Origin of the sequence: Parapontixanthobacter aurantiacus (assembly GCF_009827635.1) — a bacterium.
Classification (GTDB): Bacteria; Pseudomonadota; Alphaproteobacteria; order Sphingomonadales; family Sphingomonadaceae; genus Parapontixanthobacter; species Parapontixanthobacter aurantiacus.
On record NZ_WTYW01000002.1, the window covers coordinates 87,735 to 112,437 of the forward strand.

Annotated in this window: 22 protein-coding genes; 11 read left to right on the forward strand and 11 right to left on the reverse strand. The window is 63.2% G+C overall.

The window, feature by feature from the left end; genetic code table 11:
• Positions 1-193: 193 nt before the first annotated feature.
• Positions 194-1,186: an agmatine deiminase family protein gene (locus GRI38_RS08610; RefSeq protein ID WP_160682654.1), complete on the reverse strand. Its 993-nt coding sequence runs from the start codon at positions 1,184-1,186 to the stop codon at positions 194-196.
• Between the two features lie 25 nt (positions 1,187-1,211).
• Positions 1,212-2,936: a M28 family metallopeptidase gene (locus GRI38_RS08615; RefSeq protein WP_419880267.1), complete on the reverse strand. Its 1,725-nt coding sequence runs from the start codon at positions 2,934-2,936 to the stop codon at positions 1,212-1,214.
• A gap of 93 nt (positions 2,937-3,029) precedes the next feature.
• Between GRI38_RS08615 and glnE the strand changes: the two genes are divergently transcribed.
• The 4 genes from glnE (at position 3,030) to GRI38_RS08635 (ending at position 9,052) form a co-directional block, all read left to right on the forward strand.
• A complete protein-coding gene (gene glnE / locus GRI38_RS08620; RefSeq protein ID WP_160682656.1) occupies positions 3,030-5,723 on the forward strand; it encodes a bifunctional [glutamate--ammonia ligase]-adenylyl-L-tyrosine phosphorylase/[glutamate--ammonia-ligase] adenylyltransferase in 2,694 nt (897 codons plus the stop codon).
• Positions 5,720-6,196: a peroxiredoxin gene (locus tag GRI38_RS08625; protein ID WP_160682658.1), complete on the forward strand. Its 477-nt coding sequence runs from the start codon at positions 5,720-5,722 to the stop codon at positions 6,194-6,196. Before glnE ends, GRI38_RS08625 begins: the two co-directional genes overlap by 4 nt.
• 416 nt (positions 6,197-6,612) lie before the next feature.
• Complete coding sequence (locus tag GRI38_RS08630; protein WP_160682660.1) at positions 6,613-7,302, forward strand: M23 family metallopeptidase; 690 nt, start codon at positions 6,613-6,615, stop codon at positions 7,300-7,302.
• A 220-nt stretch (positions 7,303-7,522) separates the two neighbouring features.
• On the forward strand, positions 7,523-9,052 hold the full coding sequence (locus GRI38_RS08635; RefSeq protein ID WP_160682662.1) for an acyl-CoA synthetase: 1,530 nt from the start codon (positions 7,523-7,525) through the stop codon (positions 9,050-9,052).
• 90 nt (positions 9,053-9,142) lie between these two features.
• Here GRI38_RS08635 and GRI38_RS08640 read toward each other — a convergent pair whose 3' ends face one another.
• From GRI38_RS08640 to galU, 4 genes are all read right to left on the reverse strand, one after another.
• Positions 9,143-9,949, reverse strand: a complete 807-nt coding sequence (locus GRI38_RS08640) for an SDR family NAD(P)-dependent oxidoreductase (RefSeq protein WP_160682664.1) — start codon at positions 9,947-9,949, stop codon at positions 9,143-9,145.
• Positions 9,946-11,133 carry a zinc-dependent alcohol dehydrogenase gene (locus GRI38_RS08645; protein WP_160682666.1) on the reverse strand — a complete coding sequence of 396 codons (1,188 nt, stop codon included), beginning with the start codon at positions 11,131-11,133 and terminating at the stop codon, positions 9,946-9,948. The genes GRI38_RS08640 and GRI38_RS08645 overlap by 4 nt, the downstream gene beginning before the upstream one ends.
• Positions 11,133-11,801: an SRPBCC family protein gene (locus tag GRI38_RS08650; RefSeq protein WP_160682667.1), complete on the reverse strand. Its 669-nt coding sequence runs from the start codon at positions 11,799-11,801 to the stop codon at positions 11,133-11,135. Before GRI38_RS08650 ends, GRI38_RS08645 begins: the two co-directional genes overlap by 1 nt.
• A gap of 129 nt (positions 11,802-11,930) precedes the next feature.
• Positions 11,931-12,803 carry a UTP--glucose-1-phosphate uridylyltransferase GalU gene (gene galU / locus GRI38_RS08655; RefSeq protein ID WP_160682669.1) on the reverse strand — a complete coding sequence of 291 codons (873 nt, stop codon included), beginning with the start codon at positions 12,801-12,803 and terminating at the stop codon, positions 11,931-11,933.
• Positions 12,804-12,966: 163 nt separating this feature from the next.
• Here galU and murA point away from each other — a divergent pair, with 163 nt between their 5' ends.
• Both murA and GRI38_RS08665 read left to right on the forward strand, forming a co-directional pair.
• Positions 12,967-14,250 carry a UDP-N-acetylglucosamine 1-carboxyvinyltransferase gene (gene murA, locus GRI38_RS08660; protein ID WP_160682671.1) on the forward strand — a complete coding sequence of 428 codons (1,284 nt, stop codon included), beginning with the start codon at positions 12,967-12,969 and terminating at the stop codon, positions 14,248-14,250.
• Positions 14,251-14,317: 67 nt separating this feature from the next.
• Positions 14,318-14,545 (forward strand): hypothetical protein, encoded by a 228-nt coding sequence (locus GRI38_RS08665; RefSeq protein ID WP_160682673.1) that lies wholly within the window; start codon positions 14,318-14,320, stop codon positions 14,543-14,545.
• A gap of 78 nt (positions 14,546-14,623) precedes the next feature.
• Here the strand turns inward: GRI38_RS08665 and GRI38_RS08670 are convergent, their stop codons facing one another.
• Positions 14,624-14,860: a ribbon-helix-helix domain-containing protein gene (locus tag GRI38_RS08670; protein WP_160682675.1), complete on the reverse strand. Its 237-nt coding sequence runs from the start codon at positions 14,858-14,860 to the stop codon at positions 14,624-14,626.
• Between the two features lie 84 nt (positions 14,861-14,944).
• Here GRI38_RS08670 and GRI38_RS08675 point away from each other — a divergent pair, with 84 nt between their 5' ends.
• Positions 14,945-15,706, forward strand: coding sequence for a helix-turn-helix domain-containing protein (locus tag GRI38_RS08675; RefSeq protein WP_237487464.1), 762 nt, complete (start codon positions 14,945-14,947; stop codon positions 15,704-15,706).
• Between the two features lie 95 nt (positions 15,707-15,801).
• Here GRI38_RS08675 and GRI38_RS08680 read toward each other — a convergent pair whose 3' ends face one another.
• From GRI38_RS08680 to GRI38_RS08690, 3 genes are all read right to left on the reverse strand, one after another.
• The gene (locus GRI38_RS08680; protein WP_237487465.1) at positions 15,802-16,539 is read right to left on the reverse strand and encodes a PEPxxWA-CTERM sorting domain-containing protein; all 738 of its coding nucleotides are present in this window, start codon (positions 16,537-16,539) and stop codon (positions 15,802-15,804) included.
• 312 nt (positions 16,540-16,851) lie between these two features.
• Positions 16,852-17,574 carry an acetoacetyl-CoA reductase gene (phbB, locus tag GRI38_RS08685; protein WP_160682677.1) on the reverse strand — a complete coding sequence of 241 codons (723 nt, stop codon included), beginning with the start codon at positions 17,572-17,574 and terminating at the stop codon, positions 16,852-16,854.
• Between the two features lie 169 nt (positions 17,575-17,743).
• Positions 17,744-18,469, reverse strand: coding sequence for a hypothetical protein (locus GRI38_RS08690; protein ID WP_237487466.1), 726 nt, complete (start codon positions 18,467-18,469; stop codon positions 17,744-17,746).
• A gap of 537 nt (positions 18,470-19,006) precedes the next feature.
• Between GRI38_RS08690 and GRI38_RS08695 the strand changes: the two genes are divergently transcribed.
• The 4 genes from GRI38_RS08695 (at position 19,007) to holA (ending at position 23,534) form a co-directional block, all read left to right on the forward strand.
• Complete coding sequence (locus GRI38_RS08695; protein WP_160682681.1) at positions 19,007-19,459, forward strand: DUF3576 domain-containing protein; 453 nt, start codon at positions 19,007-19,009, stop codon at positions 19,457-19,459.
• Between the two features lie 21 nt (positions 19,460-19,480).
• Positions 19,481-21,991 (forward strand): leucine--tRNA ligase, encoded by a 2,511-nt coding sequence (gene leuS / locus GRI38_RS08700; RefSeq protein ID WP_160682683.1) that lies wholly within the window; start codon positions 19,481-19,483, stop codon positions 21,989-21,991.
• Between the two features lie 101 nt (positions 21,992-22,092).
• The gene (lptE, locus tag GRI38_RS08705) at positions 22,093-22,497 is read left to right on the forward strand and encodes an LPS assembly lipoprotein LptE (protein WP_202389930.1); all 405 of its coding nucleotides are present in this window, start codon (positions 22,093-22,095) and stop codon (positions 22,495-22,497) included.
• On the forward strand, positions 22,494-23,534 hold the full coding sequence (gene holA, locus GRI38_RS08710; protein ID WP_160682687.1) for a DNA polymerase III subunit delta: 1,041 nt from the start codon (positions 22,494-22,496) through the stop codon (positions 23,532-23,534). Before lptE ends, holA begins: the two co-directional genes overlap by 4 nt.
• Position 23,535: 1 nt before the next feature.
• On the opposite strand, the gene GRI38_RS08715 is transcribed toward holA, so the two are convergent.
• Positions 23,536-24,684 (reverse strand): nucleotidyltransferase domain-containing protein, encoded by a 1,149-nt coding sequence (locus GRI38_RS08715; protein WP_160682689.1) that lies wholly within the window; start codon positions 24,682-24,684, stop codon positions 23,536-23,538.
• Between the last annotated feature and the right edge of the window lie 19 nt (positions 24,685-24,703).

The following is a 24,703-nucleotide window of genomic DNA, read 5'->3' on the forward strand; positions in this document are numbered from 1 at the left end:
CAGAAGGGCAGGAAGGGTCCTGCGCAAACCAGCGCTGCTCCGCATAGACCGACGACGGTCTTTCGGGTCCAGTCCCGTGTCCGGAACGTCGCCGCATGGGTGCGGGCAAAAGCGATTGCGTGAGCCATGCCGCCCTTTTCCGCGCAATGTCCTAACAAAACCTTACCGTTAATCTACAGCGTCGGCTCGACGCCTATTTGCGAACGGCTTCGCGGCTCGGCATTTGCTGACTGGCGCAATGAAAGCCCCCGCCGCCGGCCAGCACGGCATCGGCGGGCAGGCCGATGGTCGCCCGGTCGGCAAACAAAGCGCCGATAGCCTCCACCGCGGCCTCGTCCTGCGGACGGCCGAAGGTCGGCACGACAACCAGATAGGAAGTGATGGCGAAATTGGCGTAGCTCGCCGGTTCTGGACGATCGCCGCGCGTGACGAGGCCGGGGGACGGGATGGAATGCACCTCGAGGCCGAAAGCCTCTGCGCGCCGTCTCGCATCCGCATAGATCGCGGCGTTCGGATCGTCACTGCCCGAAGGTTCGGCGAGGACGATCTCCCCTTCGGCTACGAAGCGGGCAAGATTGTCTACGTGACCGTCGGTGTGATCGTTGACGAGACCGTCGCCGAACCAGCAGACCCGTCCAAAGCCAAGATCGCGCGCAAGCCGTTCCGCGATGGCCTCGCGCGAGAGGGACGGGTTGCGATTGGGGTTCAGAAGGCACTGTTCTGTCGTGAGGACCGTTCCCGTACCGTCGCCGTCGATGGCTCCGCCTTCCAGTATCCAGTTCGCAACCGTCAGCGGCAGGCCAGCATCCTCTGCCAGTTCGGCGCCGATCGTCTCGTCGCCCTCCATAAGGTATTTCTCGCCCCAGCCGTTGAAGGCGAAGCGGCGGGCGGCGCGCTTGCCATCCGCCGACACGACGAGCGGTCCGGTATCGCGCAACCAGATATCGCCATAGGCCCGCCGTTCGAGCCGGACGTTTGCCCCGACGAGAGATTTCGCATGAGCCTCGTTCGCCGCATCCCTGACGAGCAGCCGCACCTCCTGCCCGCTTTCCGCGACGGCGTTGGCGAAGGCCGCAATCTGCCTCTGCGCCTCGGCTAGAAAGCCCGGCCATTCGTCACCGTCATGCGGAAAGCCGATCCACAGCCAGTCCTGCGGTGCCCATTCGGGCGGCATCACCACGCTCATCAGACTGCGTCCCGGTATCTGCCGATCAGCAGCCTTCGCCCGCCGCGCAGCTCTCGTCGCGGATGGCGCGGAATTCGTCGCCCTCGACCCAGTTCGGCCAGCTTGCGGAATTGCCCATCATGCGACCGAGGCGATAGAACAGTTGCAAATCGTTCATCACGCCCGACCAGTCCCAGTTCTCGTTGAACTCGTCCTTGGGCCCATGATAGCGGTTCTCGGTATAGTCGGCTGCAACCGCCGCACCCGCTTCGATGCCGCCTTCGACCAGATCTTCACCACCGTCGATATAGAGCATCGGCACGCCGCGCTTTGCGAAGGCGAAGTGGTCAGAGCGATAATAGAAGCCCTTTTCCGGTGTCGGTTCCGGCGTAGCAACGCGGCCTACATCCGTAAGAGCCGCTTCGAGGAACTGGTCGAGTTCGCTCTTGCCGCCGCCGACGACCAGCACGTCCTTCGCCGGGCCGGCAACCTGAAACGCGTCCATGTTGATCCCGCCGACCGTCTGGCTGAGCGGGACAACTGGGTTTGCAGCGTAGTAGTCCGCGCCGAGCAGACCTGATTCCTCGGCGGTCACGGCCAGGAAGACGAGACTGCGATCGGTCGCCCCTGCATCGGCATGAGCCTCTGCCAGCGCGACGAGCGCCGCCGTACCGGTGGCATTGTCGACTGCGCCATTGCAGATGTCGTCGCCGTCGGGCGCAGGCGTGCAACGGCCGAGGTGATCCCAATGCGCGGTATGCATGACGTATTCGTCAGGGCGCTCCTGCCCAGGCAAAACGCCGATGACGTTCTGCGAGGCGAATTTGCGGATATCGCTCGAAAAGCTGGTCGATGCGGTCAGGCCGAGCGGTACGGCTTCGAAATCCTGCCGCTTCGCCGCTGCGCTCAACGTGGCGAGATCGTATCCGGCTGCCGTCAGGATCTGCTGCGCCACGCCCTTCTGCACCCAGCCGTTCATCTTCGTAAGCGGCGGGGCGTTCGGTCCGCGCTGCGCATAGGCCTGCGGCCCGGACCAGGACGATTCGACGACGTTCCAGCCATAGGCTGCGGGAAACTCGTCATGCACGATGATCGCCCCTGCCGCACCTTGCCGTGCCGCTTCCTCGTATTTGTAGGTCCAGCGCCCGTAATAGGTCATGGCGCGTCCGCCGAACGTGCCTTCGAGCATTTCGCTTTCGTAGTCGGGATCGTTGACGAGAATGACGGCGGTCTTGCCGGTCATGTCGACGCCCTCGTAATCGTTCCAGCCGCGTTCAGGCGCATTGATGCCGTAACCCACGAAGACGAGTTCGCTATTGTCGAGCGTTGTCCGCGCATCCTCGCGATAGGTCACCCCGACCCAGTCGCTTGCATAATCGAAGCTCATATTTACGCCGTTGCCGGTGACGGTCAGCGGAGCGTAATCACGCCCGGTGATCTCGACCAGCGGCACTTCCTGTACCCAGGACCCGTTATTGCCGGGCTGGAGACCAGCTTGCCGGAAACGTTCCTTGAGAAGGGCGACGGTCTTCTCCTCGCCGATCGTGCCGGGTGCGCGCCCCTCGAACTCGTCGGAGGACAGGGTGCGCGTGACGTTCACCATCGTTTCCTGTGAGATGTCGCCGGGCGCGACTTCGGGAATGTCGAGCGATGCGACGTCGTTTTGGGCAGCGGGCATGGTGGCGCAGGCGCCGAGGCCAAGAACCAGCGCAGTGAGGGGAAGGGCTTTGAGAAGGCGTGTCATCGGGGGGAAGTCCTTGATATTCGTCATTCACCTCTGTCTCGCAGAGCGGGCTGTTGTTAGCAAGGGGCGCGCCCGAACCCGCTGTTGCCCTCGAAGCTGCGGCCATGCACAAGAGCGAGGATGTCGTCCGACTGGCCCTCCGCACTAAAGCGCGCGCGCGATCATTCGCCGTTTCTCGCAAAAGAGATCGAGCGCTGGCCGGACATCGCCGATTTGCTTCACGAGGGGGACGGCGAGGCGGCGCTGCAGCTCGCAGCGGAGAAGGGCGAAGCGGCCGACGCATCGATCGCCTTGCGAAGGGAGCGCTCGGCATTGGCGCTGGTCCTCGGCATCGGCGATCTTGCGGGAGCCTTCCCGGTCGGTTTCGTCATGGGCCGATTGTCCGACTTCGCCGATCGCGCCATGCACCGCGCGCTTCAGGCGGTCGTGGCGAGGCGCGTCGATGAGCAGGCGACGGACGGCATTTTCGCCCTTGCGCTGGGAAAGCTTGGTGCGCGCGAACTCAACTATTCCTCCGACATCGATCCCATTCTCATCTACGATCCGGAGCGACTGCCCTGCCGAGAGCGCGACGATCCGGGCGAAGCTGCGCAGCGTTACGTGCGGCAATGGGTTCGCCTGCTGTCGGACAACACCGCAGAAGGTTTCGTCTTTCGCGTCGATCTGCGCCTTCGTCCCGCTTCCGAGGTCAGCCCCCTCGTTGTGCCGCTGGGCGGTGCGTTATCGCATTACGAATCCAGTGCGCTCGCATGGGAGCGCGCGGCCTTCATCCGGGCACGAAGCGCCGCGGGCGACGTAGCGGCGGGGGAAGCGTTCCTCGACCAGATCGACAGCTTCATCTGGCGGCGAAGCCTCGATTTCGGAGCCATCGACGAAATTCGCGAACTGACCCACCGCATCCGCGACACGCACAAGGGTCCGCCCGAACCGTCGCCCGGTTTCAGCGTGAAGCAGGGACGCGGCGGCATTCGGGAGATCGAGTTCTTCGCGCAAACGCATCAGCTCATTCACGGCGGACGCGACCCGTCCTTGCGCGTTGCAGGTACGCGGGCGGCACTCGACGCGCTCGCCGCGGCTGGTCGGATCGAGGCGGAGGACGCGGTTCGCCTGGGAGAGGCCTATGACAACCTGCGCGTTATCGAGCACCGGTTGCAGATGGTTGCGGATCAGCAGACCCATTCGCTGCCGAAAGCAGATGCGCTCGACAATGTCGCGCGATTGCATGGATTGGCGGACGGCAAGGCGCTGATCGCTTACCTGAAACCCATCTGTGAAAGCGTCGCGACCCGGTTCGATCAGCTTATCGCGGAAGATCGCGACCTTTCGCCTCCGGAAACATCGGTATCGGTGGCATCGCTGCCCGATCTCGAAGCGGAAAAGCGCGAGGACTGGCTTGATCGGACGGCAAACTGGGTGGATGGCCGCTATCGCGCCCTGCGAAGCGAGGCGGCACGTCATGCCCTGTTCGCGGTGCAGTCCGACCTACTGAAGGCGATGGCGGCGACGCCCGATCCCGACCGCGCGATGCTCCGGTTCGAAGGGCTGCTCGAAAGGCTGCCGAGCGCCGTCAATCTCTTCCGCCTGCTTGAAGCGCGCCCGGCACTGCTGGATCAGCTCGTCCGGATTGTCAGCCTGGCTCCGCCGCTGGCCGACGAACTGGCGCGCCGTCCCGAACTGCTCGACCCGCTGATCGACCGCACGGCCTTCGACCTGCCGGGCAGTGTCGAGGAACTGGCGGCGGCAATGCGGCCTGCCGGTGACGAACTCGATTACGAGGACCAGCTCGACCGCATCCGGATCGTGACGAGCGAGATACGCTTCGCCCTCGGTGTGCAGCTGATCGAAGCGGCGCACGATCCGCTCGACATCGCGGCGGGTCTTTCCCGAACGGCGGAAGCGGGTTTGCAGGTCGCGAGCGCGGCGGCAGCGCGCGAGTTCGCGGAAAAGCATGGCCGCATCGACGGCGTGGACCTCGTCGTGCTGGCACTAGGCCGGCTGGGCGGAGGGATGCTCACCCATGCCTCCGATCTCGACATCGTCTATTTGTTCAACGGCTCGCACGAGGCGGAATCGGATGGCGATCGTCCGCTCGGAGCGACGCTTTATTTCAACAGGCTCGCGCAGCGTGTGACCGCCGCCCTTTCCGTTCCCACGGCGCAAGGTGCGCTCTACGAAGTCGACACGCGCTTGAGACCGCAAGGCAATCAGGGGCCGATCGCCGTCAGTTTCGAGAGCTTCGCGCGGTATCAACGGGAGAATGCCTGGACCTGGGAGCACATGGCGCTCATCCGGGCGCGAACGGTCACCGGACTGCCCGAAGTCCGCGAGGAACTGGATGCACTGGTGGACGAAGTGCTGGCCGCTCCGCGCGATGCGGGCGATCTGCGCGAAGCCGTTCTCAAGATGCGCGGCGAGATGGCCGAACACAAGCAGCCCGCCGGGCGTCTCGATGCGAAACTGCTGCGCGGCGGGCTGGTCGATCTCGAATTCCTTGCCCATTATCTCCAGCTGCGCGAGCGCGTCGCCATCGACCCCGACCTCGATGCGGCGCTGGCCGGGCTCGGCGAGGCGGGATTGATCGAGGATGCCGCCGGATTGCGAGAGGCGAATGCGCTGATGAACCGCATTCTCGTTTCTGCAAGACTGCTCGCGCCCGAGCTCGACGAATGGCATGGTGCCGCAGGAGAGGTGCTGGCGAAGGCGTGCGGCACCAGCGACATGCCCGCGCTCTTGGACAATCTGCTCGGCGCGCGCCATAGGGTGGCGGCAAGCTGGAAAGCCGTGTTCGGCACGCAACTAAGGATCGAGGAATGAGCGCAGAGAACTGGCCGCAGGAAGGCGATGCGATGCCTGATGTCGCGATGGAAACTCCCGAAGGCAACATGGTGAGCCCAAAGGACTTCAAGGGGCAGAAGGCGGTCTTCTTCTTCTATCCCAAGGACAATACGCCCGGCTGCACGACCGAGGCCAAGGACTTCAGCGCGTTGAAGCTGGAGTTCGACAAGGCAGGCGTCGCACTACTGGGCATCAGCAAGGATTCGCCGCAAAAGCACCGGAACTTCATCACCAAGCATGACCTTTCCGTGCCCCTCGCGACCGATGCGCAGGAGGGCGGTCTGTCCGACGCGCTCGGTATCTGGACCGAAAAGTCGATGTACGGAAAGAGCTTCATGGGCATGGTCCGCACGACCTACCTCGTTGGCGAGGACGGCAAGATCGTCAGGAAATGGCCGAAGGTAAAGGTGAAGGGCCACGCTGACGAGGTGCTCGCGGCGGCGAAAGGCTGAGCCGGTAAGGGCGAATCGATCGATCGGGTTTCCCTGCGAATCGCCTGGAACGAATCATCTCATCGGCGCCGCTTGACATCGAACCGGCGGCAAACCGCGGTGACGCCAAGCCTTTTCGAAGGGATGATCGTCATGCTGCGCGGCGCCGGCGATTATGCAAGGCGCGCCAGACCGTTAGCGATTTCGAAGGCGGAAATTGTCGTTTTGATCGACTCGGCGCAATCGACAATCGGTTTATCGCGGCAAGCGCAGGTGTCGCTTGATTCTGTTAACCATTGAACCGTAGCTACTCTCAACACGCAAACCGGACACAAGTTCCGGACTTTTTTGGGAAACGCGACGCTGCTTAGGGATAGCAGTCTTTTCGCTTCAGGGGTCGCACCGTTCGAATGACGGTCGGCAAGACGGGACGAATTATGAAGCCAACCACTTTCGCACGACTGGCCGCTGTGCCTGCCGCCCTTTTCATGGTCGCGGCCGCTCCGGCCCAGGCCGAGGACATCGTGGTCGGCAGCGCGTCCTCCACCGCTGCCGCGAGCGTTGGCGAAAGCCCGCTCGTCATTGGTGACGAGGATGCCGAATACCGCCAGCTCTACGCGCAGTGGCGCACCCATGAACAGCGTCAGGCCGGACAGGCCGCCATGCCGCAGATCTCGGTTCCTTCGGGGATGCCCCTCGGTCAGGCGCGCATGTCGAGCAGCTATGGCGAGCGCACCCATCCGATCTTCGGCGGACGTCGCAATCATCACGGCGTCGATCTCGCCGCGCCGACCGGAACGCCGGTCTATGCGACGGCAGACGGCATCGTCGACACGGCAACCTATTCCGGTTCCTACGGCAATTACATCAAGGTCGAGCATGGCGCGCAGCTCGAAACGCGCTTCGCCCACCTTTCCAGCATGAATGTTCGCAGCGGGCAGAAGGTCCGCAAGGGCGACATCATCGGTTACGTCGGTTCGACCGGCAATTCGACGGGTCCGCACCTTCATTATGAAGTCCGCGTCGCTGGTCAGGCGGTCAACCCCGCTCCCTATATGGTCGAGAGCGAGGCGCAGCAGGAATTCGCATACGAAATGGGCGAGGGCGGACGCGGCGGCCAGCGGTAAGGGTTTCTCCAGACCCACGGGCGTGGGGGAATGTCGGTTGGTTCCCGACATACTAAAGGGCGGCAGGCGGGATCCTGCCGCCTTTTCTTATGCCCGCGATAGAACCGGCAATGACGGTTGGGCCTTGCCGGGCGACGCACTTGCGATAGTATAGATTGCAGATGGCAACCGAAAAACGATGTTGCCGCTCAATTCATACGCGCGAGGAGAGACGCCGCCCATGCACCCCATCCAGCACGCCGCAGAGCATCCCGACCGGCCCGCGATCATCATGGCGCAGAGCGGCGAAACGCTGAGCTATGCGGCAATGGACGGGCTCGCCAATCGCTTTGCCCACTGGCTGAGGGAACAGGGGATGCAGCCCGGCGACGCCTTCGCCGTCTATCTCGAGAACCGGATCGAATATCTGCCGCTGATGTGGGGATCGCAAAGGATCGGGACGGTCATGGTCCCCGTCTCGACCCATCTGACTGCCGAAGAAACCGCCTATATCCTCGACGACAGTTCGGCAAAGCTTATCGTTTCCTCGGACAGGTTCGCGTCTCTTGTCGACGAACTGCGCAAGCTCAAACCCGATCTTTCCATGCTGATCTTCGGCGGCGAAGGTTCGGAGGATGCCGCCGAAGCCCTTGCCGCGCAACGCGATGCATCGCCATCCGACATGGTTGCGGGCTACGAGATGCTCTATTCCTCCGGCACGACCGGCAGGCCCAAGGGGATCAAGCCGACGGTCCCCGACCCCGATCCGCAGGCCGGGCCCAATCCGCTCGTCATGGTGATGACGGCGGTGTTCGGCGTCCCGGGCGACGGAACGTGCCGGTACCTTTCACCCGCTCCGCTCTATCATGCCGCGCCGCTGCGCTGGTGTGCGAGCGTGCACCGCCTCGGCGGGACGGTCGTCGTCATGGAGAAGTTCGATCCGGAAGCCGCGCTCGCCGCAATCGAGCGATACGAGATCGACACGAGCCAATGGGTTCCGACCCATTTCGTGCGCCTGCTCAAGCTGCCCGAGGAAGTGCGCGGCAAATACGACCTGTCGAGCCTGAAGCGCGCAATCCATGCTGCCGCCCCGTGTCCCGTTCCGGTCAAGCAGGCGATGATCGACTGGTGGGGTCCGATCATCCAGGAATATTACGCCGGCAGCGAGGGCAACGGCATGACCTTCGTGACCTCGACCGACTGGCTGACCCATCCTGGAACCGTCGGCCGCCCGATCTTCGGCGAACTGCATATCTGCGACGAGTACGGCAACGAGTTGCCCGCGGGCGATACCGGCCTCATCTACTGGCTGGCGCCGACGCCCTTTGCCTATCACAACGATCCCGAAAAGACGGCGAGCGTCACGAACGCACAAGGCTGGACGACGCTGGGCGATATCGGACGGGTGGACGAGGAGGGCTTTCTCTATCTCACCGATCGGAAGAGCAACATGATCATCTCCGGCGGCGTGAACATCTACCCGCAGGAAATCGAGAACCTTCTCGTTACCCACGACAAGGTGACGGACGCCGCCGTCATCGGCGCGCCGGACGAGGAGATGGGAGAGCGCGTCGTCGCGGTCGTTCAGCCGGAGCGGATGGAGGATGCGGGCGAAGCGCTGGCAAGTGAACTTACCGATTTCCTGGCGGCGCACCTCGCGCGCATGAAACTTCCCCGGCAGATCGACTTTCGCAGCGACCTTCCGCGCGAGGCGAACGGCAAGCTCTACAAGCGCAAGCTCAAGGAAGAATACGCCGCGGCGGCGGACTGAGGTTCAAACCGTTCGTCTGCCGAGCGCCTAGACCTGAAGCAAAAGGGACGTGCGCCTCTCCAATGAGACGGCACGCCCCCTGTTTTTCAATCAGGCGTCCGCAGATTCGCGCGGTTTCGCCATTTGGCGGTGCATCTTTGCGACGAGGCCATCGGGCAGGATGTCGGCGAAGAGATACTGCACCTTGTTCAGAAGGCCGCTGACCTCCTTCACTTCGCCGTCGAGCAACGCGTCATAGCCGTCCTTTGCGACCTTCGCAGGATCGGCCTTCATGTTACTTTGCTGGACGCCGGTGCCTTCCATATCGGCTTCCTCGAAGAACTCGGTATCGGTCACGCCCGGCAGGAGGCACGAGACGACGACATCAGTTTCCTTCAACTCGTTGGCGAGGCCGACACAGAAATCGACGATGAAGGCCTTGGTCGAATTGTAGGTGAGATTGAACGGGCCGGGCATATCGGCGACGATCGAGCCGGTCACCAAAATTCGGCCGGCATTGCGGTCGCGCATGGCGCGTCCGACGCGGTGAATGAGGCTGACCGTGCCAGTCACGTTCGTATCGATGGTGTGCTTTACCTCACCCCACTCGGTGTCGAGGAACTTGCCGCCCTCGCCTGCTCCGGCATTCGCCATGAGCACGTCGACATGGCGCGAGCCGATAGCATCCATCAGCTTGTCGACGCCCTCCTTGGTCGCGAGATCAGCTTCGACCGTCTCGACGGAGGCTGCGCCTGACGCGCGGGCCGCTGCAGCGCCCTGTTCGAGTTCGCGGTCGGCCGCGATCAGGATGTCGCATCCGTCCTTTGCGGCGAGCTTGACCAGTTCGAGGCCGATGCCGCTCGAACCGCCTGTGATGACGGCGAGGCCGGATAGTTTGTCGATCGGGTTCTTGCTCATGTAGTTGTCTCCATTCCGGGACGAAGCACGACCTTCGTCCATTCGTTCTGCTTTTCCTTGAAGTTCTTGTAGCCGGTCGGCGCATCCTCGAGCGGCAGGTGATGGCTGATCAGGAAGGTCGTATCGATCTCACCTTCCTCGATCTTTTCGAGAAGCGTCTTGAGGTATTTCTGCACGTGAGTCTGGCCCGTGCCGATGCTGACGCCCTTTTCCATCAGTGCGCCGATGGGGAACTTGTCGGTCATCCCGCCATAGACGCCGGGGATCGAGACTTTTCCGCCGAACCGCACGGCAAGCAGCGCCTGTTTGAGGGCGCTCGCCCGGTCTGCGCCGATGCCGACTTTCTGCTTCACGACGTCGATCATGTTGTCGATCGCGAAACCATGCGATTCCATCCCGACCGCGTCGATGACCGCATCCACGCCGATGCCGCCGGACATCTCCATCAACGCCTCGCGGACGTCCGTCTCGCGAAAGTTGATGATGTCCGCGCCGAGACCGCGCGCCAGTTCTAGGCGATGCGGATAGTGGTCGATGACGATGACCCGCGCTGCACCCATGACGAGAGCGGATTGCGCGGCGAACAGACCGACGGGACCGGCGCCCCATACGGCGACCGTGTCGTCGGGCTGAATGTCCGCATTTTCCGCAGCCATCCAGCCGGTCGGTAGGATGTCGGAGAGGAAGAGGACCTTGTCATCGTCCAGATGGTCGGGAACGACGATCGGACCGACGTCCGAGAACGGAATACGGACATATTCCGCCTGCCCGCCGGAATAACCGCCGGTGAGGTGCGAATAGCCGAACAGGCCAGCCATCGGATGGCCATAAAGCGTTGCCGACAGATCCTGCTTTTCGACCGGGTTCGAGTTGTCGCAGGCCGAATATTGCTGGACCTTGCAGTGGAAGCATCCGCCGCAGGCGATGGTGAACGGAACGACGACCCGCTGACCTTTTTTGAGGGTGCTGTCGGTGCCGGTCTCGACGACTTCGCCCATAAATTCATGGCCGAGCACGTCGCCCGTCATCACGCCGGGAATGACTCCGTCGTAAAGATGAAGGTCGCTGCCGCAGATCGCGGTCGAGGTGACCTTGATGACGGCATCGCGCGGATTGATGATTTCGGGATCGGATACCGTATCGACGCGCACGTCGTGCGTTCCGTGAAAGGTAAGGGCGCGCATCAGGCGTTCTCCTTCTGCTGCTGCTTGGCTTTGCGGGTCTGGTCCTTGGTGCGGGCCGAGGTGGCGATCTCGCCGGTTTCCATCAGCATCTTGAACCGTTTGAGGTCGTGGCGCGCCTGGACGTTGGGTTCGCGCAGGAACAGCTTGGCGATCGCCCGTCCAAGGTCGCCGGCAGGCGGTTTGTAGGCGACGATCAGCGAGACACGCGTGCCGCGCTCTCCTGGTGCGTCCTCAAACGCGACGCGGCCCTCGGTATCGATGTCCGAATCCTCGACGGAGCGCCACGCGATGAGTTCTTCCTGCTTCTCGCTGACGATTTCCGTCTCGACGTCGACGCTCTGCCCGGCAGGAGCCTTGATTGTCCAGACGGACCGGTCGCCGCCCTTGACGGCAACCTTCTCGAGGTTCTCCATGAAATCGGGCAGGTTCGTGAAGTCGCGCCAGAAGGCGAACAATTCGCTCTTCGGCTTGCGAATGGTGACTGTCCGGCCGACGACGGAATACTCGCCGAAGCCGCGGCGGGCGGTATAGCCGGGGGCGTCATCGCCCCAGTCGCGCTTCTTGCGCTGGGTGTTGGTGTAGGCGAAGGCGGCAGCGCCCAATGCGGCGCCGATGCCGATGGCCGGGCCGATCCATCCACCGGACCGGTCGTTCGTGTCGTGGCTCATGGCTCTTCCTTTTTGAAAAGGTGTGATACCTTTATGGAAGCGCCCGATGGCCCTTACGTTTCGTCGCTTACGTTCAAGCGAGCCTCAGCAGCGGCAGGGCACCACCCGACAACATATGTTTGCAGCCGCTCAGCCCAGCAGGCGGCGCGCGATTTCGCGCACTTCGTCGCCCATGTCTTCCCGCTCCAGCGCGAGGGCCAGGGTCGCTTCGACGAACCCCGTCTTGCTGCCGCAATCGTAGCGATTGCCTTCGAAAGTGACGGCGTGGAAGGGCTGCGAACCGATCATCTTCGCCATTGCGTCGGTCAGCTGGATTTCTCCGCCCGCGCCCTTGCCCTGATCTTTCAGGACGCCCATCACCTCGGGCTGAAGGATATAGCGGCCCGACACGATCTTGTTCGACGGCGCTTCGGCGACGGGCGGCTTCTCGACCAGTCCCTTCACTTCGGTCAGCGAACCTTTTTCCTCGCCCGGATCGATCACCCCGTAGGAGGAGACGTCCTCGTGCGGGATTTCCAGAACGCTGATGAGATTGCCGCCGACCTCGTCATAGGCCTCGACCATCTGCTTCATGCAACCCGGCTCGCCCACCATCAGTTCGTCCGGCAGGAGGATGGCGAAGGGATCGTCGCCGACGATGGCCCTCGCACACCAGATCGCATGGCCGAGCCCGAGCGGGACCTGCTGACGCACGGTGATGATGTCGCCCGGTGTCGCACGCGTGGGATCGAGCACCGACATGTCCTTGCCGCGTTCCTCCATCGTCGTTTCGAGTTCGAAGGCGACGTCGAAATGCTCGACGATGGCGGTCTTGCCGCGCCCGGTCACGAAGATGATCTGCTCGATCCCCGCCTCGCGCGCCTCGTCCACCGCATACTGGATGAGTGGGCGGTCGACGATCGGCAGGAGTTCCTTGGGGATGGCCTTCGTTGCCGGAAGGAAGCGAGTGCCAAGCCCTGCTACGGGGAAGACGGCTTTCTTGATCGGTTTGTGCTGTGTCATGTCGGCTTTCGCGTTGAACGGATGGGGTCGCCCCGTCAACCGATGCGCACGCCACCTGTTCCAATCGGAGACCGAGGGATAGCCGCCGCGTCGACCGTCACCCGCCCGCCTTCCCGCGCTGGCGACTTGTGCTGACGGACAATCCGGCTAAACCGCTGGCCCTATGGACAAGCTCATCATTCGTGGCGGCAACCGCCTGTCGGGAACGATTCCGATCTCGGGCGCCAAGAACTCCGCCCTCACGCTCATTCCCTGCGCCCTTTTGACCGACGAACCGGTCACGCTGCGCAACCTGCCCCGCCTCGCGGACATCGACGGGTTCCAGCACCTGATGACCCAGTTCGGCGTCAGCCATTCGATCGCGGGCGCGCGCCCGGAAGATTTCGGCCGGGTCGTCACGCTGCAGGCGACGCGCATAACCAATTCCACGGCGCCCTACGATCTCGTGCGCAAAATGCGCGCCTCGATCCTCGTGCTGGGTCCCTTGCTCGCCCGCGCGGGAGAAGCGACGGTATCGCTGCCGGGGGGCTGCGCCATCGGCAATCGGCCCATCGACTTGCATCTGAAGGCTTTGGAAGCAATCGGCGCGGAAATCGAACTCGCGCAGGGCTATGTCCGGGCAAGTGCGCCGGGCGGACGGCTGGCGGGCGGAGACTACGACTTCCCGGTCGTCTCGGTCGGAGCGACGGAGAACGCCGTCATGGCCGCGGTCAAGGCGAGCGGCACGTCCCGCCTCACCAATGTCGCGCGCGAGCCGGAAATCGTCGATCTGTGCAACCTGCTCTGCGCGATGGGCGCCGAGATCGAGGGCATCGGCTCGTCCGACCTGACGATCCACGGCGTCGAGCGGCTGAACGGCGCGACCTACAAGGTCATGCCCGACCGGATCGAAGCGGGCTCATATGCCTGCGCTGCGGCCATAACCGGCGGCAGCGTGACGCTCGAGGGCGCGAAAGCGAGCGACATGGCGGCGACCATGCATGCGCTCCGCAATATCGGGGTCGAGGTCGAAGGCGATGAAAAGCGCGTCAGGGTCGAGGCGAACGGACAGTTGAAGGCGACCAATCTGTCGACCGCGCCCTATCCCGGCCTTGCCACCGACATGCAGGCGCAATTCATGAGCCTCCTCTGCAAGGCGGACGGTACGAGCGTACTCAAGGAAACCATTTTCGAGAACCGTTACATGCACGTGCCCGAACTCTCGCGCATGGGCGCGCATATCGAGACGACGGGGCGCACCGCCGTCGTTCACGGAGTGGACGAGTTGAACGGGGCCGAAGTCATGGCGACCGACCTGCGCGCTTCGATGAGCCTCATCATCGCTGCCTTGGCCGCCACCGGTGAAACGCAGGTGCGCCGCGTCTATCATCTGGATCGCGGATACGAACGGCTGGAAGAGAAATTGCAGCTTGTCGGCGCTGATATAGAACGGGTTGGCGACGATTAAGGATGCCTGTCGGACCTTTCGCGACGTGGCAGCGTTGATCTGACACGAACACGAAAGGATTTTTGACATGGCACTATTGAAATTGGCGACGCTCGGTGCGCTGGGTTACGCAGGATACAAGTATTTCGAGAAGAACAAGACCGACAATAACGGCGTCGCCTTCGCAAGCGGCGAGCCGAAGGGTCAGTTCCGCAACGCTGGCGCCGACGCAACGGCAACACATGACCGGATGAGTACGACCGACGAGACGCTCGACGAAACATTCCCGGCAAGCGACGCAACCGCGAAATACTGACGAATTTTTCCTCGTTACCAAACAGCAAAGGGCGGCAGGAGCAAATACTGTCGCCTTTTTGCTTGCGCGCCGTCGTTCCTAGCCCGCGTTATCCTGGCTCACCAGCCAGATGCGGATGGCGCTGGCGAGACCGGGCGGGGTCTGCGAGCGAATGCGTTCTGCATCGATCTCGGCGACGAGCCGCGCGATCGGGATGTCGCGTCGTGCCGCAGCCTCGCGCAGCATGTCCCAGAACAGCGGCTCGAGACTGATCGAGGTCTTGTGCCCGGCAATCGCGACCGAGCGCTTGACTGGCGGATGATAGGGCGGGGTCATGCCGTGCCTCATAGCGTATCGCACAGGCGATACGAATTTTTTGGGGTGGTGAGACCTTGCCGCGCTAACTAGCCGAGTGCACTCATGACGGAGCGCGGCGGCACGATGGAAGATGGCTATGACAGCCTGAGCGAGAAGGAGCGCGAGACGCTGCGCCTCCTGCTTTACGGCCACGACGCGAAATCGATGGCCGGAACGCTCGGCCTGTCGGTCCATACGGTAAACGAGCGACTGCGCAACGCGCGGCGCAAGCTCGACGTGACCAGCAGCAAGGAAGCGGCGCGCCTTTTGTTCGAGCGCGAAAGCGATACCCCCCATTTCCTTGGACACAAGACTTTGGGGGATGCCGACGAGGGGGACGGCGCGCCAGATGACGAGCAGTCGCAAGACGATGGCAAGGCGCGGATCCCCCGCGCCTACATTCTTGCAGGAGTGCTTATCATGTCCCTTATCTTTGCTGCCCTCGCGCTAGGGCTTAATCCCGCCACTACCGATAAAGAGGTTGCAGCCGTGGAAAGCCAGGAAGGCCAGGCCGAAGCAGCCGCGCGCTACTGGCTGGAACTAAGCGATACGGGCGATGCCGAAGGCAGCTACGCGCTGACTGCCGAGAACTTTCGCGCGTCGAATACTCTCGATGCCTGGCGCAATGCTCTCTCTCAGGTACGCGAACCCTTGGGGGTAACGCAGTCGCGGCGACTCGTATCGGCCGAGATGCCGCCAACTCCGCAAGGCTATATGGTCGTAAAATACCGCACCGACTTCGCGCAGCAAGCCGATATGCTCGAAACGGTGACGCTTGTGCGCGAAAACGGCAATTGGCGCGTCGTCGGCATTTATCTTGAGTGAGATATGATCGGGATAGCTCACGCAAAAAAGGGCCGCCCGCGCGATTGGCGGACGGCCCAGTAATTTGATCGAAAGCTCGAAAAGGGTGGATGCGATCAGGCGTAGACGACGCTCGAACGAACGACCTGCTTGCGGCGACGCATCATGCCGCCGGCAAAGCCGAAGCCGACCAGCATCAGTGCCCAAGTGCCCGGTTCCGGAACGGCTGCCGTGGGCACGGTCTGGAAGGTGATCGCGGCCAGCTTGAAGCCGTCCTTGTAATGATCGTAATTGCTGGCGGACGCTGCGATGATCCAGCTATTGCCCGAGAAGCCCGACGGATTGACGCCGCGGGTCTGGCTTCCGCCGCCGTTCGAAATCGCCTCGAAGAAGTTGTATCCGGCAAGTGCGCTCGTCGCAGCGACGTAGTTCCAATCGGGCGTCGTCGTGAACATCGTATTCGAGACGCCGATGGTTGCATCGGTATCGTACATTCCGTGCCAGCCGGTGTTGAAGGTCACGGTGTCGAGGATGACCTCTTCCGCGAATTGCAGCAGGACGAAATCGATGCGGCCCGAATTGTCGACCGTGTGCGAATTGTCGCCGCTCGAGTTCATCACGCCGAGCCCATGGCTCCATTGACCGAGCGCGCCTTCGCGCACCTTGCCGTCGCTGTCGATCGACCAGCCGCTTGCGACGACGCTCGTTTCGCCGTCGGAGAAGCTGCGTTGGTTGCCCGTCGAGCCGTTGCTGTTGCTACCGCTCAGGACAATGGTGCCGGCGCTGGCCGGTGCGGCGATGGTGACGGCAGCAAACGCCGCGGCGACCATGCCCAGTTTGGTTGTGCGAATCATTTCTCATTTCCCCAGATTCCGACCCCGATCGGAAACCCCTTCCGAACGTGGCAGCAGACTTGAGAAATTGAAGGCGATCAAAAAGCACGGCAAAGCGCGCGTCTAACGATGATACAGGGTCCCGCCTGTTCGAAAGCGAGACGGTTTTACAACATAGGTTAAGCTCGCATTGAATCTACGGGAATTTTTCGCGCGCCCAAGCTCTCGAAGGCTGGCCCTGCCGCATGGCTCGCGAACAGGGGAAGCCGAAGCGCCGTATGAGAAAGGCGCATTTTTTCCCACTGTCGAAGTCGCAGACGGACGCGAATCCGCTCAATACATGTGCTGCCCGCCATTGATGCTGAGCGTCGAGCCGGTGACGAAGCCCGCTTCCTCGCGACACAGGAACAGAACACCGCGAGCGATCTCGTTCGCCTGGCCGAGCCTGCCCACGGGGATCTTCGCGACGATCTTCTCCAGCACCGGCTCGGGCACGGCGGCGACCATGTCGGTGTCGATATAGCCGGGTGCGATGGCGTTCACCGTGATGCCGCTGCGCGCCCCTTCCTGCGCCAGCGCCTTGGTGAAGCCGTGAATGCCCGACTTGGCCGCGGCGTAGTTCACCTGCCCGTATTGCCCGGCCTGCCCGTTGATCGAGCCGATATTGACGATCCGGCCCCATTTGCGCTCGCGCATTCCTGGAAAGCAGGCCTTCGCCATGTTGAAGCATCCGCCCAGATTGATGCGCATGACTTCGTTCCAGTCGTCGAAGCTCATCTTGTGCAGTACGCCGTCGCGCGTGATCCCGGCATTGTTGACGACGATGTCGATCGGGCCGACTTCGTCCTCGATCGTCTTGCATCCGTCGAGGCAGGCCTGATGATCGCCGACATCCCACTTGTAGGTCGCGATACCGGTCTCGTCCGAGAATTTCTTCGCTGCATCGTCATTGCCGCCGTAATTGGCGACGACGGTCATGCCCTCGTCCCTGAGCATTTCGCAAATGGCGCGACCGATGCCCCGCGTTCCTCCGGTGACGACTGCTACTCGCGCCATGAACCTCTCCTGTTTTCTTGGTTTACGTTACGTCATTCTTAAGCGCGCTGACGAAGCGGGCAAGAGGGATTATGCGCATGGCGTAAAGCGATGCGGCATGGCATTCGTATTCGAAGAATGTTCTGTCAGGAAACCGGCGCAGGAAAGTCTCGCCGGATACTCGCGAGCGTCAGAAGCGGAACTGCGTTCCCACATAGACCGCCTGGCTGTCCTGCACCTCGTCGGTGAGCGGAGCGATGCGATCACGCTCCTGCGAGTAACGCACGCCCGCCGTCACGTCGAGATTGCGCGTCACGCTGTAGGAGCCGGAAATGTCCATCCGCTGCTCCGTCTCGGGGTCGAGCGGCGTGGCGGAGCGCGACATGGTGCCGCGCTCTGTATCGAGCACGATGGTCGGGCGGAAACGGCTCGGCTTGTCGGTATTCCGCCGCTCCAGCGCGAAATCGTCGAGATCGGCCAGCGGCGTGTCACGCCGACCGACCGAAGGAACTGCCGGCTGAGCAGGCTTCGCGAAACTCTGATAGCCGCGCGAGATGCCGAGATTGTAGCCGGTCGGAGCAATGGCGAGCGAGCGGCCGGAGGCGCTTTCGCTGGCCGTATCGGCAATCGCCCGGCGGACCGAGATGGCGCGGGCAGTGACCGGATCGACGCGCACGGCGACCGTTACTTCGCGGCTGGTGCGCGACACAGGCGAATCGGCGGGCGTAAAGCGAAGACCCTTCGCGCCGATGCTGGCAGCGACTTCGCGTGCGAAAGCGGGATCGATATTGGCAGGCGTGAACGGAGCAAAGCGGGCATCGACCATCGTACCGCGCACCGGTCCGTCGTCGTTGTCGAGCGCCAGTCCGGTTGCCGGAACCGCGAGGACGCAGGACGCGGCAAGCAGCGCAGGCAACAGCCTGTTCTTCCGCTCGGATGTGCGTCCAGTCGACACCTCTATCGCATCCCCGTTTTCATAAGAGCCCGATTGCTAGACCCGTAAAGGGCTGAACCGTTCCTGACTCTCATCCTTTATCAAGTCCCGTGCGCGAAGCCCCGATATCCCGACGACTCGCCGAATTCCGGTGCTTCATCGAATGTTGTAGGAGGCCGGACGAGCGCTCGCGAGTCCCGATCGCCATTGCTCGCAAATTGACGCGAAACTGTGACCGTCTTTCAACAGGCGCAATCGTCCGCCAGCAGGCGACACTTTCGTCGAGGTCGCGATCCCCTCTCAGTCCTTAAGCCGTCGCGCCCGCCCGATTAAGCGCCCATTCAAGCCTTCTCGCCCCAAATCGAAGCCCGAACCTGCCGCTTTGCACGAGTGCGCTGCGGTGCCGTGCGGCCTTGCCCGTCACGCCACGCGCTCTATAGAAGCGGCAGCAACCGAATGGCGGCGCAGGCCGCCTGACGCCATATCGTATCGACAGATTTTCAAGGACCTCGCCAGACCATGCGCGCCACTCTTTCGACAATTCGCCGCCCGGCGCTCATCGCGCTGTCCTCCGTCGCCGTTCTCTCGCTGGCTGCCTGCGGTGGGCGTGAGGCTCCGCGCGCGGACCTCGCCGCGGCGCAGGTGACCTCGATCGGCGTCAATTCCTACCTCTGGCGCGCTGCCCTGGAAGCGGTCAGCTTCGCACCGCTGCTTCAAGCGGACAGCGCCGGCGGCGTCATCGTCACCGACTGGTACGCCAATCCGCAAAATCCGGGCGAGCGGGTCAAGATGACCGTCACCATCCTCGATTCCGACCTGCGCGCCGATGCGCTGCGCGTCGCCGCCAGCCGTCAGGTCAATCAGGGCGGGAACTGGGTCGATGCTCCCGTTCAGGCGGCCACCGTCCAGCAACTCGAAGGCATCATCCTGACCAAGGCGCGCGACTTGCGCCGGGCCGCCGTCGCCTCCTGATCGCGTTCGACGGGGCGGGGAATGACGGACAGGCGATTCAATCCGGCTGCGGCCGATGCAAAGTGGCAGGCAGCGTGGGAAGAGGCCGGCTGCTTCGTCGCGGATAGCGCATCGGAAAAGCCGAAGAGCTACGTGCTGGAGATGTTCCCCTATCCCAGCGGGCGCATCCACATCGGCCATGTGCGCAACTACACGATGGGCGACGTGCTTGCGCGCTACAAGAAGATGCGCGGCCACGAGGTCCTGCATCCGATGGGTTGGGACGCCTTCGGAATGCCCGCGGAAAACGCCGCGATGGAAAAGGGCGTGCATCCGGGCGGCTGGACGCATGACAACATCGCGCACATGAAGGCGCAGCTGAAGCGCATCGGCTTCGCGCTCGACTGGACGCGCGAATTCGCGACCTGCGATGCAAGCTATTACGGGCACGAGCAGGCGCTGTTCATCGCGCTTTACGAGGCGGGTCTCGTTTATCGCAAGCAGGCCGAAGTGAACTGGGATCCGGTCGACATGACGGTGCTCGCCAACGAGCAGGTGATCGACGGCAAGGGCTGGCGCTCGGGCGCGGAGGTCGAGAAGCGCAAGCTGAACCAGTGGTTCCTCAAGATTACCGACTTTGCCGAGGAACTGCTCGACGGGCTGGACAGCCTCGATGGCTGGCCCGACAAGGTCAAGCTGATGCAGGCGAACTGGATCGGCAAATCGAAGGGTCTGCAATTTGCCTTCGACCTGTCGGATGGCGACAAGGTCGAGGTCTATTCGACCCGGCCCGACACGATCTTCGGCGCGAGCTTCGTTGCGGTGGCGGCGGATCACCCGATCGCCAGCCGGGTAGCGGAAGGCGATGACGCGGCGCAGGCTTTCATCGAGAAGTGCAAGGCCGGCGGCACGACCGCGGCGGCGCTGGAAACCGCAGAGAAGCTGGGCTTCGATACCAAACTGACGGCGCGGCATCCGTTTACGGGCGAGGCGCTTCCCGTCTATATCGCGAATTTCGTGCTGATGGATTATGGCACCGGTGCGGTGATGGGCGTTCCGGGTCACGACCAGCGCGACTTCGAATTCGCGACCAAGTACGACCTGCCGATCCCGCGCGTCGTCGCGCCCAATGCGGACGATGCGGACAAGCCGTTCGCCGGCGAAGCGGAACCGGGCGAGGGCGTCATCGTCAACTCGCAGTTCCTCGACGGGCTGGATGTCGAGGCCGCGAAACGCGAGGTCATTGCGCGGATCGAGGCGGCAGGAGCGGGCGAGGGCAAGACGGTCTGGCGCCTGCGCGACTGGGGCGTTTCTCGTCAGCGCTATTGGGGGACGCCGATCCCCTTCATCCACTGCGATACCTGCGGCGTCGTGCCGGTTCCCGAAGAGCAACTGCCCGTCGAATTGCCCGAGGACGTCGAGTTCGACACGCCGGGCAACCCGCTTGACCGGCATCCGACCTGGAAGCACGTCGATTGTCCGGGCTGCGGCGGCAAGGCCGTGCGCGAAACCGACACGCTCGACACCTTCGTCAATTCGAGCTGGTATTTCCTGCGCTTTGCTTCGCAGCCTGCCGACAAGCCGTTCGACAGGGACGAGGTCGCCAAGTGGCTGCCGGTGGAACAATATATCGGCGGCATCGAGCATGCGATCCTGCATCTTCTCTACGCACGCTTCTGGACGCGCGCGCTCGAGCGGATTGGAATGCTGGATTTCGCGGAGCCCTTTGCCTCGTTGTTCACGCAAGGCATGGTCACGCACGAGACCTATCAGGCGGGCGACGGCAGCTGGCTCTCGCCGGGCGAGGTGAAGAAGGACGGCGCCGACTACATGCGGATCGAGGACGGTTCGCCGGTCACGGTGGGCCGCGTCGTGAAGATGTCGAAATCGAAGAAGAACGTCATCGATCCCGACGCCATCATCACGCAATATGGCGCCGATGCGGTGCGCTGGTTCATGCTGTCGGATTCGCCGCCGGAGCGCGACCTGCCGTGGTCCGAGGCCGGGATCGAAGGCTGCTCGCGCTTCGTCCATCGCCTGTGGCGCCTGACGACGCAGCGCGATGCCGCAGCCAGCGGCGAAGATCTCGATCTCGCGCGCAAGACGCATCGCACCATCGCCGCCGTCGCGGAAGACATCGAGGCGCTGTCCTTCAACAAGGCGGTGGCGCGCATCTACGAACTGACCGGTGCGGTGGAAAAGGCGCAGCCCTCCGCCAGCCGCGAGGAAGCGATCGAGACGCTGCTGCTGCTCGCCAGTCCGATGATGCCGCATCTCGCGGAGGAAGCCTGGGCAGAGGCGGGCGGCGAGGGGCTGATCGCAAATGCTGCATGGCCGGCCGTCGATCCTGCGTTGCTAGTCGAGGACGAGGTGACGATCGCCGTTCAGGTGAAGGGCAAGCTGCGCGACACGCTGACCGCTGCGAAGGGCTCCTCGAAGGAAGAACTGGAAGCGCTTGCGCTCGCCTCCGACAAGGTGCAGCGTTCGCTCGACGGGGCTGCGATCCGCAAGGTGATCGTGGTGCCGGACAGGCTGGTGAATATCGTCACGTGAACGCGCGCAGACCCCTTCTCGGCATCCTTGTGGCTACTTTAGGTGCATTTGTGGCCTCTTGTGGCCTGTCGCCCGTCTATAGCGGTGGCGGGGATGGATACATGGCGCAAAGCCTTGATTCCATTTACGTTCCTGCCATCGAAGGGCGCTCCGGATGGCTCATGCGGAACGCTTTGAGCGACCGGCTCGGGGCGGGCGTGGGCGATCCGTCGGCGCGCTATCGCCTCGATGTGCGGCTCGACGACCAGCTCGAAAGCCTCGCCATTCTCAACGACGACACGATCTCGCGGGAGCGTCGGATCCTGCGGGTGCGCTATCAACTCATTGATTTGACTGACGGTTCTGTCCTGCTGGATGCGACGGCGGGAAGCGATGCGGGGATCGACGTCGTCTCCAGCGAGTATGCGGTGATCGCAGCCGAACAGACGGCGCTCGAAAACCTGACCCGCGAAGTAGCCGATCAGATGGTGAGCGAACTCGCTCTGACCCTTCGCCAGCAAAGATGAAGCTGACGCAGCGTGATTTCGCGGCGCAGGCCCCGCGCGTGGCGCAGGCAGCCAAGGTTTTCTTCTTCTGCGGTCCCGACGAGGCGGGCGCCTCGGCCGCCGCCCGCACCCTCATCGAACACTTGCCGGAAGCGGGCGAAAAGGTTGAACTCGCCGGTAGCGAATTGCGCGGCGATCCTGCCCGGCTGAGCGACGAGGCACGCTCCACTTCGCTGTTCGGCGGTACGCGGCACATCTTCGCGCGCGTTGCCGGTGACGAGGCGCACGATGCCGTGAAGACCTTGGTCGATATGGGCGATTTCGGTGCAGGAGAGGCCTGCCCCGTGGTCATCGTCGCCACCTCCGCAACCGACAAGTCGCGCACCGCCAAGCTGGTCGAGAAGCGCAAGGACGGCGTCGTTGCGATGTTCTATCCCCCCGACCTGCGCAGCGTGACGCAATCGGTTCGCGGGCTTGCCGACAGCGCCGGTCTTCGTCTCAACGCCGAACTTGCCGAGGCGATCGCCCGCGGCGCCGCGCTCGACATCCGCCTCGCCGGATCGGAGGTCGAGAAGCTGGCGACCTATCTCGACGCTTCCCCGCAAGCGCCGGTCACCGCCAGTGCGGAGGATCTGTTTTCCATCGGCGCGACGAGCGAGGAGGACGGGTTCATGCCACTCGTCAATGCGGTGCTTTCCGGCGACGTCGCGAAATTGCCGCACGAGCTGCGAAGGATGCGCGAACTTTCGCTCAACCCGGTTGGCCTGCTGCTGGCGATCGAGCGGCGTGTCGCGCAGCTCGGCATCCTCGCGGGGAAGATCGGGCAGAGCGGAGCCATCGCGCAGACGCTGGAAGCCGAACAGAAGGCGCGACGCATCTTCTGGCGCGACCGCCGCGATCTCGAGGATCAGCTACGGCGCTGGAAGTCCGCCGAGTTGTCGCAATTGACGCGGCGCATCGCTGCACTGCACCGCGACCTGCTGACGAACAGCCAGTCGGCCGAGCTACTGTTGTCGCAAGGGCTGGCGATGATCGCACGCGCGGCAGCGCGGCGGTAGGCTACCCGCCCTCCAGCCATGCGCTCACGCGGGCTGTCTCGGCAGCGGATCGGCGCGTATCGGTATTCAGGAACGCTTTGCCAGCTTTTACGAACCTGCGAGCGCGCGGTTCGATCCTGCCGGTTGCGACGTCGCGCGCGTCGAAGGACAAGCGACGCCCAAGCCTATTTAGAATGTTGCCGGGTTCCGGTGAGCGCAGGCCTGCAAGAAGGGCGATGTCTTTTCGCGCAGCGGGCTCCTGAAGGAGCAGGTCGGACACATCGTCGATCAGTTGCTGAGGAACTGCGGTCGGACCGAACGCTTCATCCGGCAATTTCAAACCAAGCCAGCGGTTTACCAGCGCGAGCACGAGCGCAACCGGGCGCTCCGTCCCGTCCTTCCGCGCATCATCCCAGAATTCCGCCCAATCGATGATTGCTTTCTCGATAAGACAGGCAATGTCACTGAGGATCAGAGGGCCGACGTTGAAGCCATGCGCAGGACCCGCGTGAATGGCGAGGTGCACCAGCATGTCGTGCGGATGCGGATAGAGGACCGGAGCACTTGCAACTGCGCGTCGTCGAAGCCGGTCCTGAGCCGTCTCGAAACCACTGTCCCATGCGCGTCCATGCAGTTCGAGCCAGACCCCGTCTGCATTGCGCATCGGCGGCAGGTGCCGATGCTTGGCTGCAATTTCCTGCAAGGACGAATGATCAACCAGTCTGGCATCCCAGCCGGCTGCTTCGAGCCGTTCGAACGCATAGAGCGCCTCATCCGGCTCCACGAGCAAGTCGATGTCGCGCATCGGCCGTTCGGCGGGCGCGTGATAGGCATGCCAGGCGAGCCACGCTCCCTTCAGAGCGATCGGAGCGAGGCCCACATCGGCCAAGACCTTTCCAGCGGAAAACAATGCGCGTTGCTGCGCCAGGGCAACGAGCGCCTGCGTCCGGTGCGCCTCTTTCCAGTTGGCACGAATGGCCGCAGGCACATTTACGGACAGTTCTTCGCGGATTATCCGTCCGTAAAGATAGGGCTGCAAACGATGCGCTGCTGCCATGCGATCGATGTGGCGCCAGTCGCCCTCGTCAATGACGACAGACTTGTTGCATCCGCCAGAACCTAACAGGGAGAGAAGCACGAAGCATCGCCGCCGGACCGTTTCGCGGTTCATCGTGCCGCGCCCCTTCGAC

What these genes read in the sequence shown, in the direction of transcription:
- GRI38_RS08610 (WP_160682654.1), bottom strand. Translation starts at nt 1,186, where the DNA reads ATGAGCGTGGTGATGCCGCCCGAATGGGCACCGCAGGACTGGCTGTGG.
- GRI38_RS08615 (WP_419880267.1), bottom strand. Translation starts at nt 2,936, where the DNA reads ATGACGAATATCAAGGACTTCCCCCCGATGACACGCCTTCTCAAAGCC.
- glnE (WP_160682656.1), top strand. Translation starts at nt 3,030, where the DNA reads ATGTCGTCCGACTGGCCCTCCGCACTAAAGCGCGCGCGCGATCATTCG.
- GRI38_RS08625 (WP_160682658.1), top strand. Translation starts at nt 5,720, where the DNA reads ATGAGCGCAGAGAACTGGCCGCAGGAAGGCGATGCGATGCCTGATGTC.
- GRI38_RS08630 (WP_160682660.1), top strand. Translation starts at nt 6,613, where the DNA reads ATGAAGCCAACCACTTTCGCACGACTGGCCGCTGTGCCTGCCGCCCTT.
- GRI38_RS08635 (WP_160682662.1), top strand. Translation starts at nt 7,523, where the DNA reads ATGCACCCCATCCAGCACGCCGCAGAGCATCCCGACCGGCCCGCGATC.
- GRI38_RS08640 (WP_160682664.1), bottom strand. Translation starts at nt 9,949, where the DNA reads ATGAGCAAGAACCCGATCGACAAACTATCCGGCCTCGCCGTCATCACA.
- GRI38_RS08645 (WP_160682666.1), bottom strand. Translation starts at nt 11,133, where the DNA reads ATGCGCGCCCTTACCTTTCACGGAACGCACGACGTGCGCGTCGATACG.
- GRI38_RS08650 (WP_160682667.1), bottom strand. Translation starts at nt 11,801, where the DNA reads ATGAGCCACGACACGAACGACCGGTCCGGTGGATGGATCGGCCCGGCC.
- galU (WP_160682669.1), bottom strand. Translation starts at nt 12,803, where the DNA reads ATGACACAGCACAAACCGATCAAGAAAGCCGTCTTCCCCGTAGCAGGG.
- murA (WP_160682671.1), top strand. Translation starts at nt 12,967, where the DNA reads ATGGACAAGCTCATCATTCGTGGCGGCAACCGCCTGTCGGGAACGATT.
- GRI38_RS08665 (WP_160682673.1), top strand. Translation starts at nt 14,318, where the DNA reads ATGGCACTATTGAAATTGGCGACGCTCGGTGCGCTGGGTTACGCAGGA.
- GRI38_RS08670 (WP_160682675.1), bottom strand. Translation starts at nt 14,860, where the DNA reads ATGACCCCGCCCTATCATCCGCCAGTCAAGCGCTCGGTCGCGATTGCC.
- GRI38_RS08675 (WP_237487464.1), top strand. Translation starts at nt 14,945, where the DNA reads ATGACGGAGCGCGGCGGCACGATGGAAGATGGCTATGACAGCCTGAGC.
- GRI38_RS08680 (WP_237487465.1), bottom strand. Translation starts at nt 16,539, where the DNA reads ATGATTCGCACAACCAAACTGGGCATGGTCGCCGCGGCGTTTGCTGCC.
- phbB (WP_160682677.1), bottom strand. Translation starts at nt 17,574, where the DNA reads ATGGCGCGAGTAGCAGTCGTCACCGGAGGAACGCGGGGCATCGGTCGC.
- GRI38_RS08695 (WP_160682681.1), top strand. Translation starts at nt 19,007, where the DNA reads ATGCGCGCCACTCTTTCGACAATTCGCCGCCCGGCGCTCATCGCGCTG.
- leuS (WP_160682683.1), top strand. Translation starts at nt 19,481, where the DNA reads ATGACGGACAGGCGATTCAATCCGGCTGCGGCCGATGCAAAGTGGCAG.
- lptE (WP_202389930.1), top strand. Translation starts at nt 22,093, where the DNA reads ATGGCGCAAAGCCTTGATTCCATTTACGTTCCTGCCATCGAAGGGCGC.
- holA (WP_160682687.1), top strand. Translation starts at nt 22,494, where the DNA reads ATGAAGCTGACGCAGCGTGATTTCGCGGCGCAGGCCCCGCGCGTGGCG.
- GRI38_RS08715 (WP_160682689.1), bottom strand. Translation starts at nt 24,684, where the DNA reads ATGAACCGCGAAACGGTCCGGCGGCGATGCTTCGTGCTTCTCTCCCTG.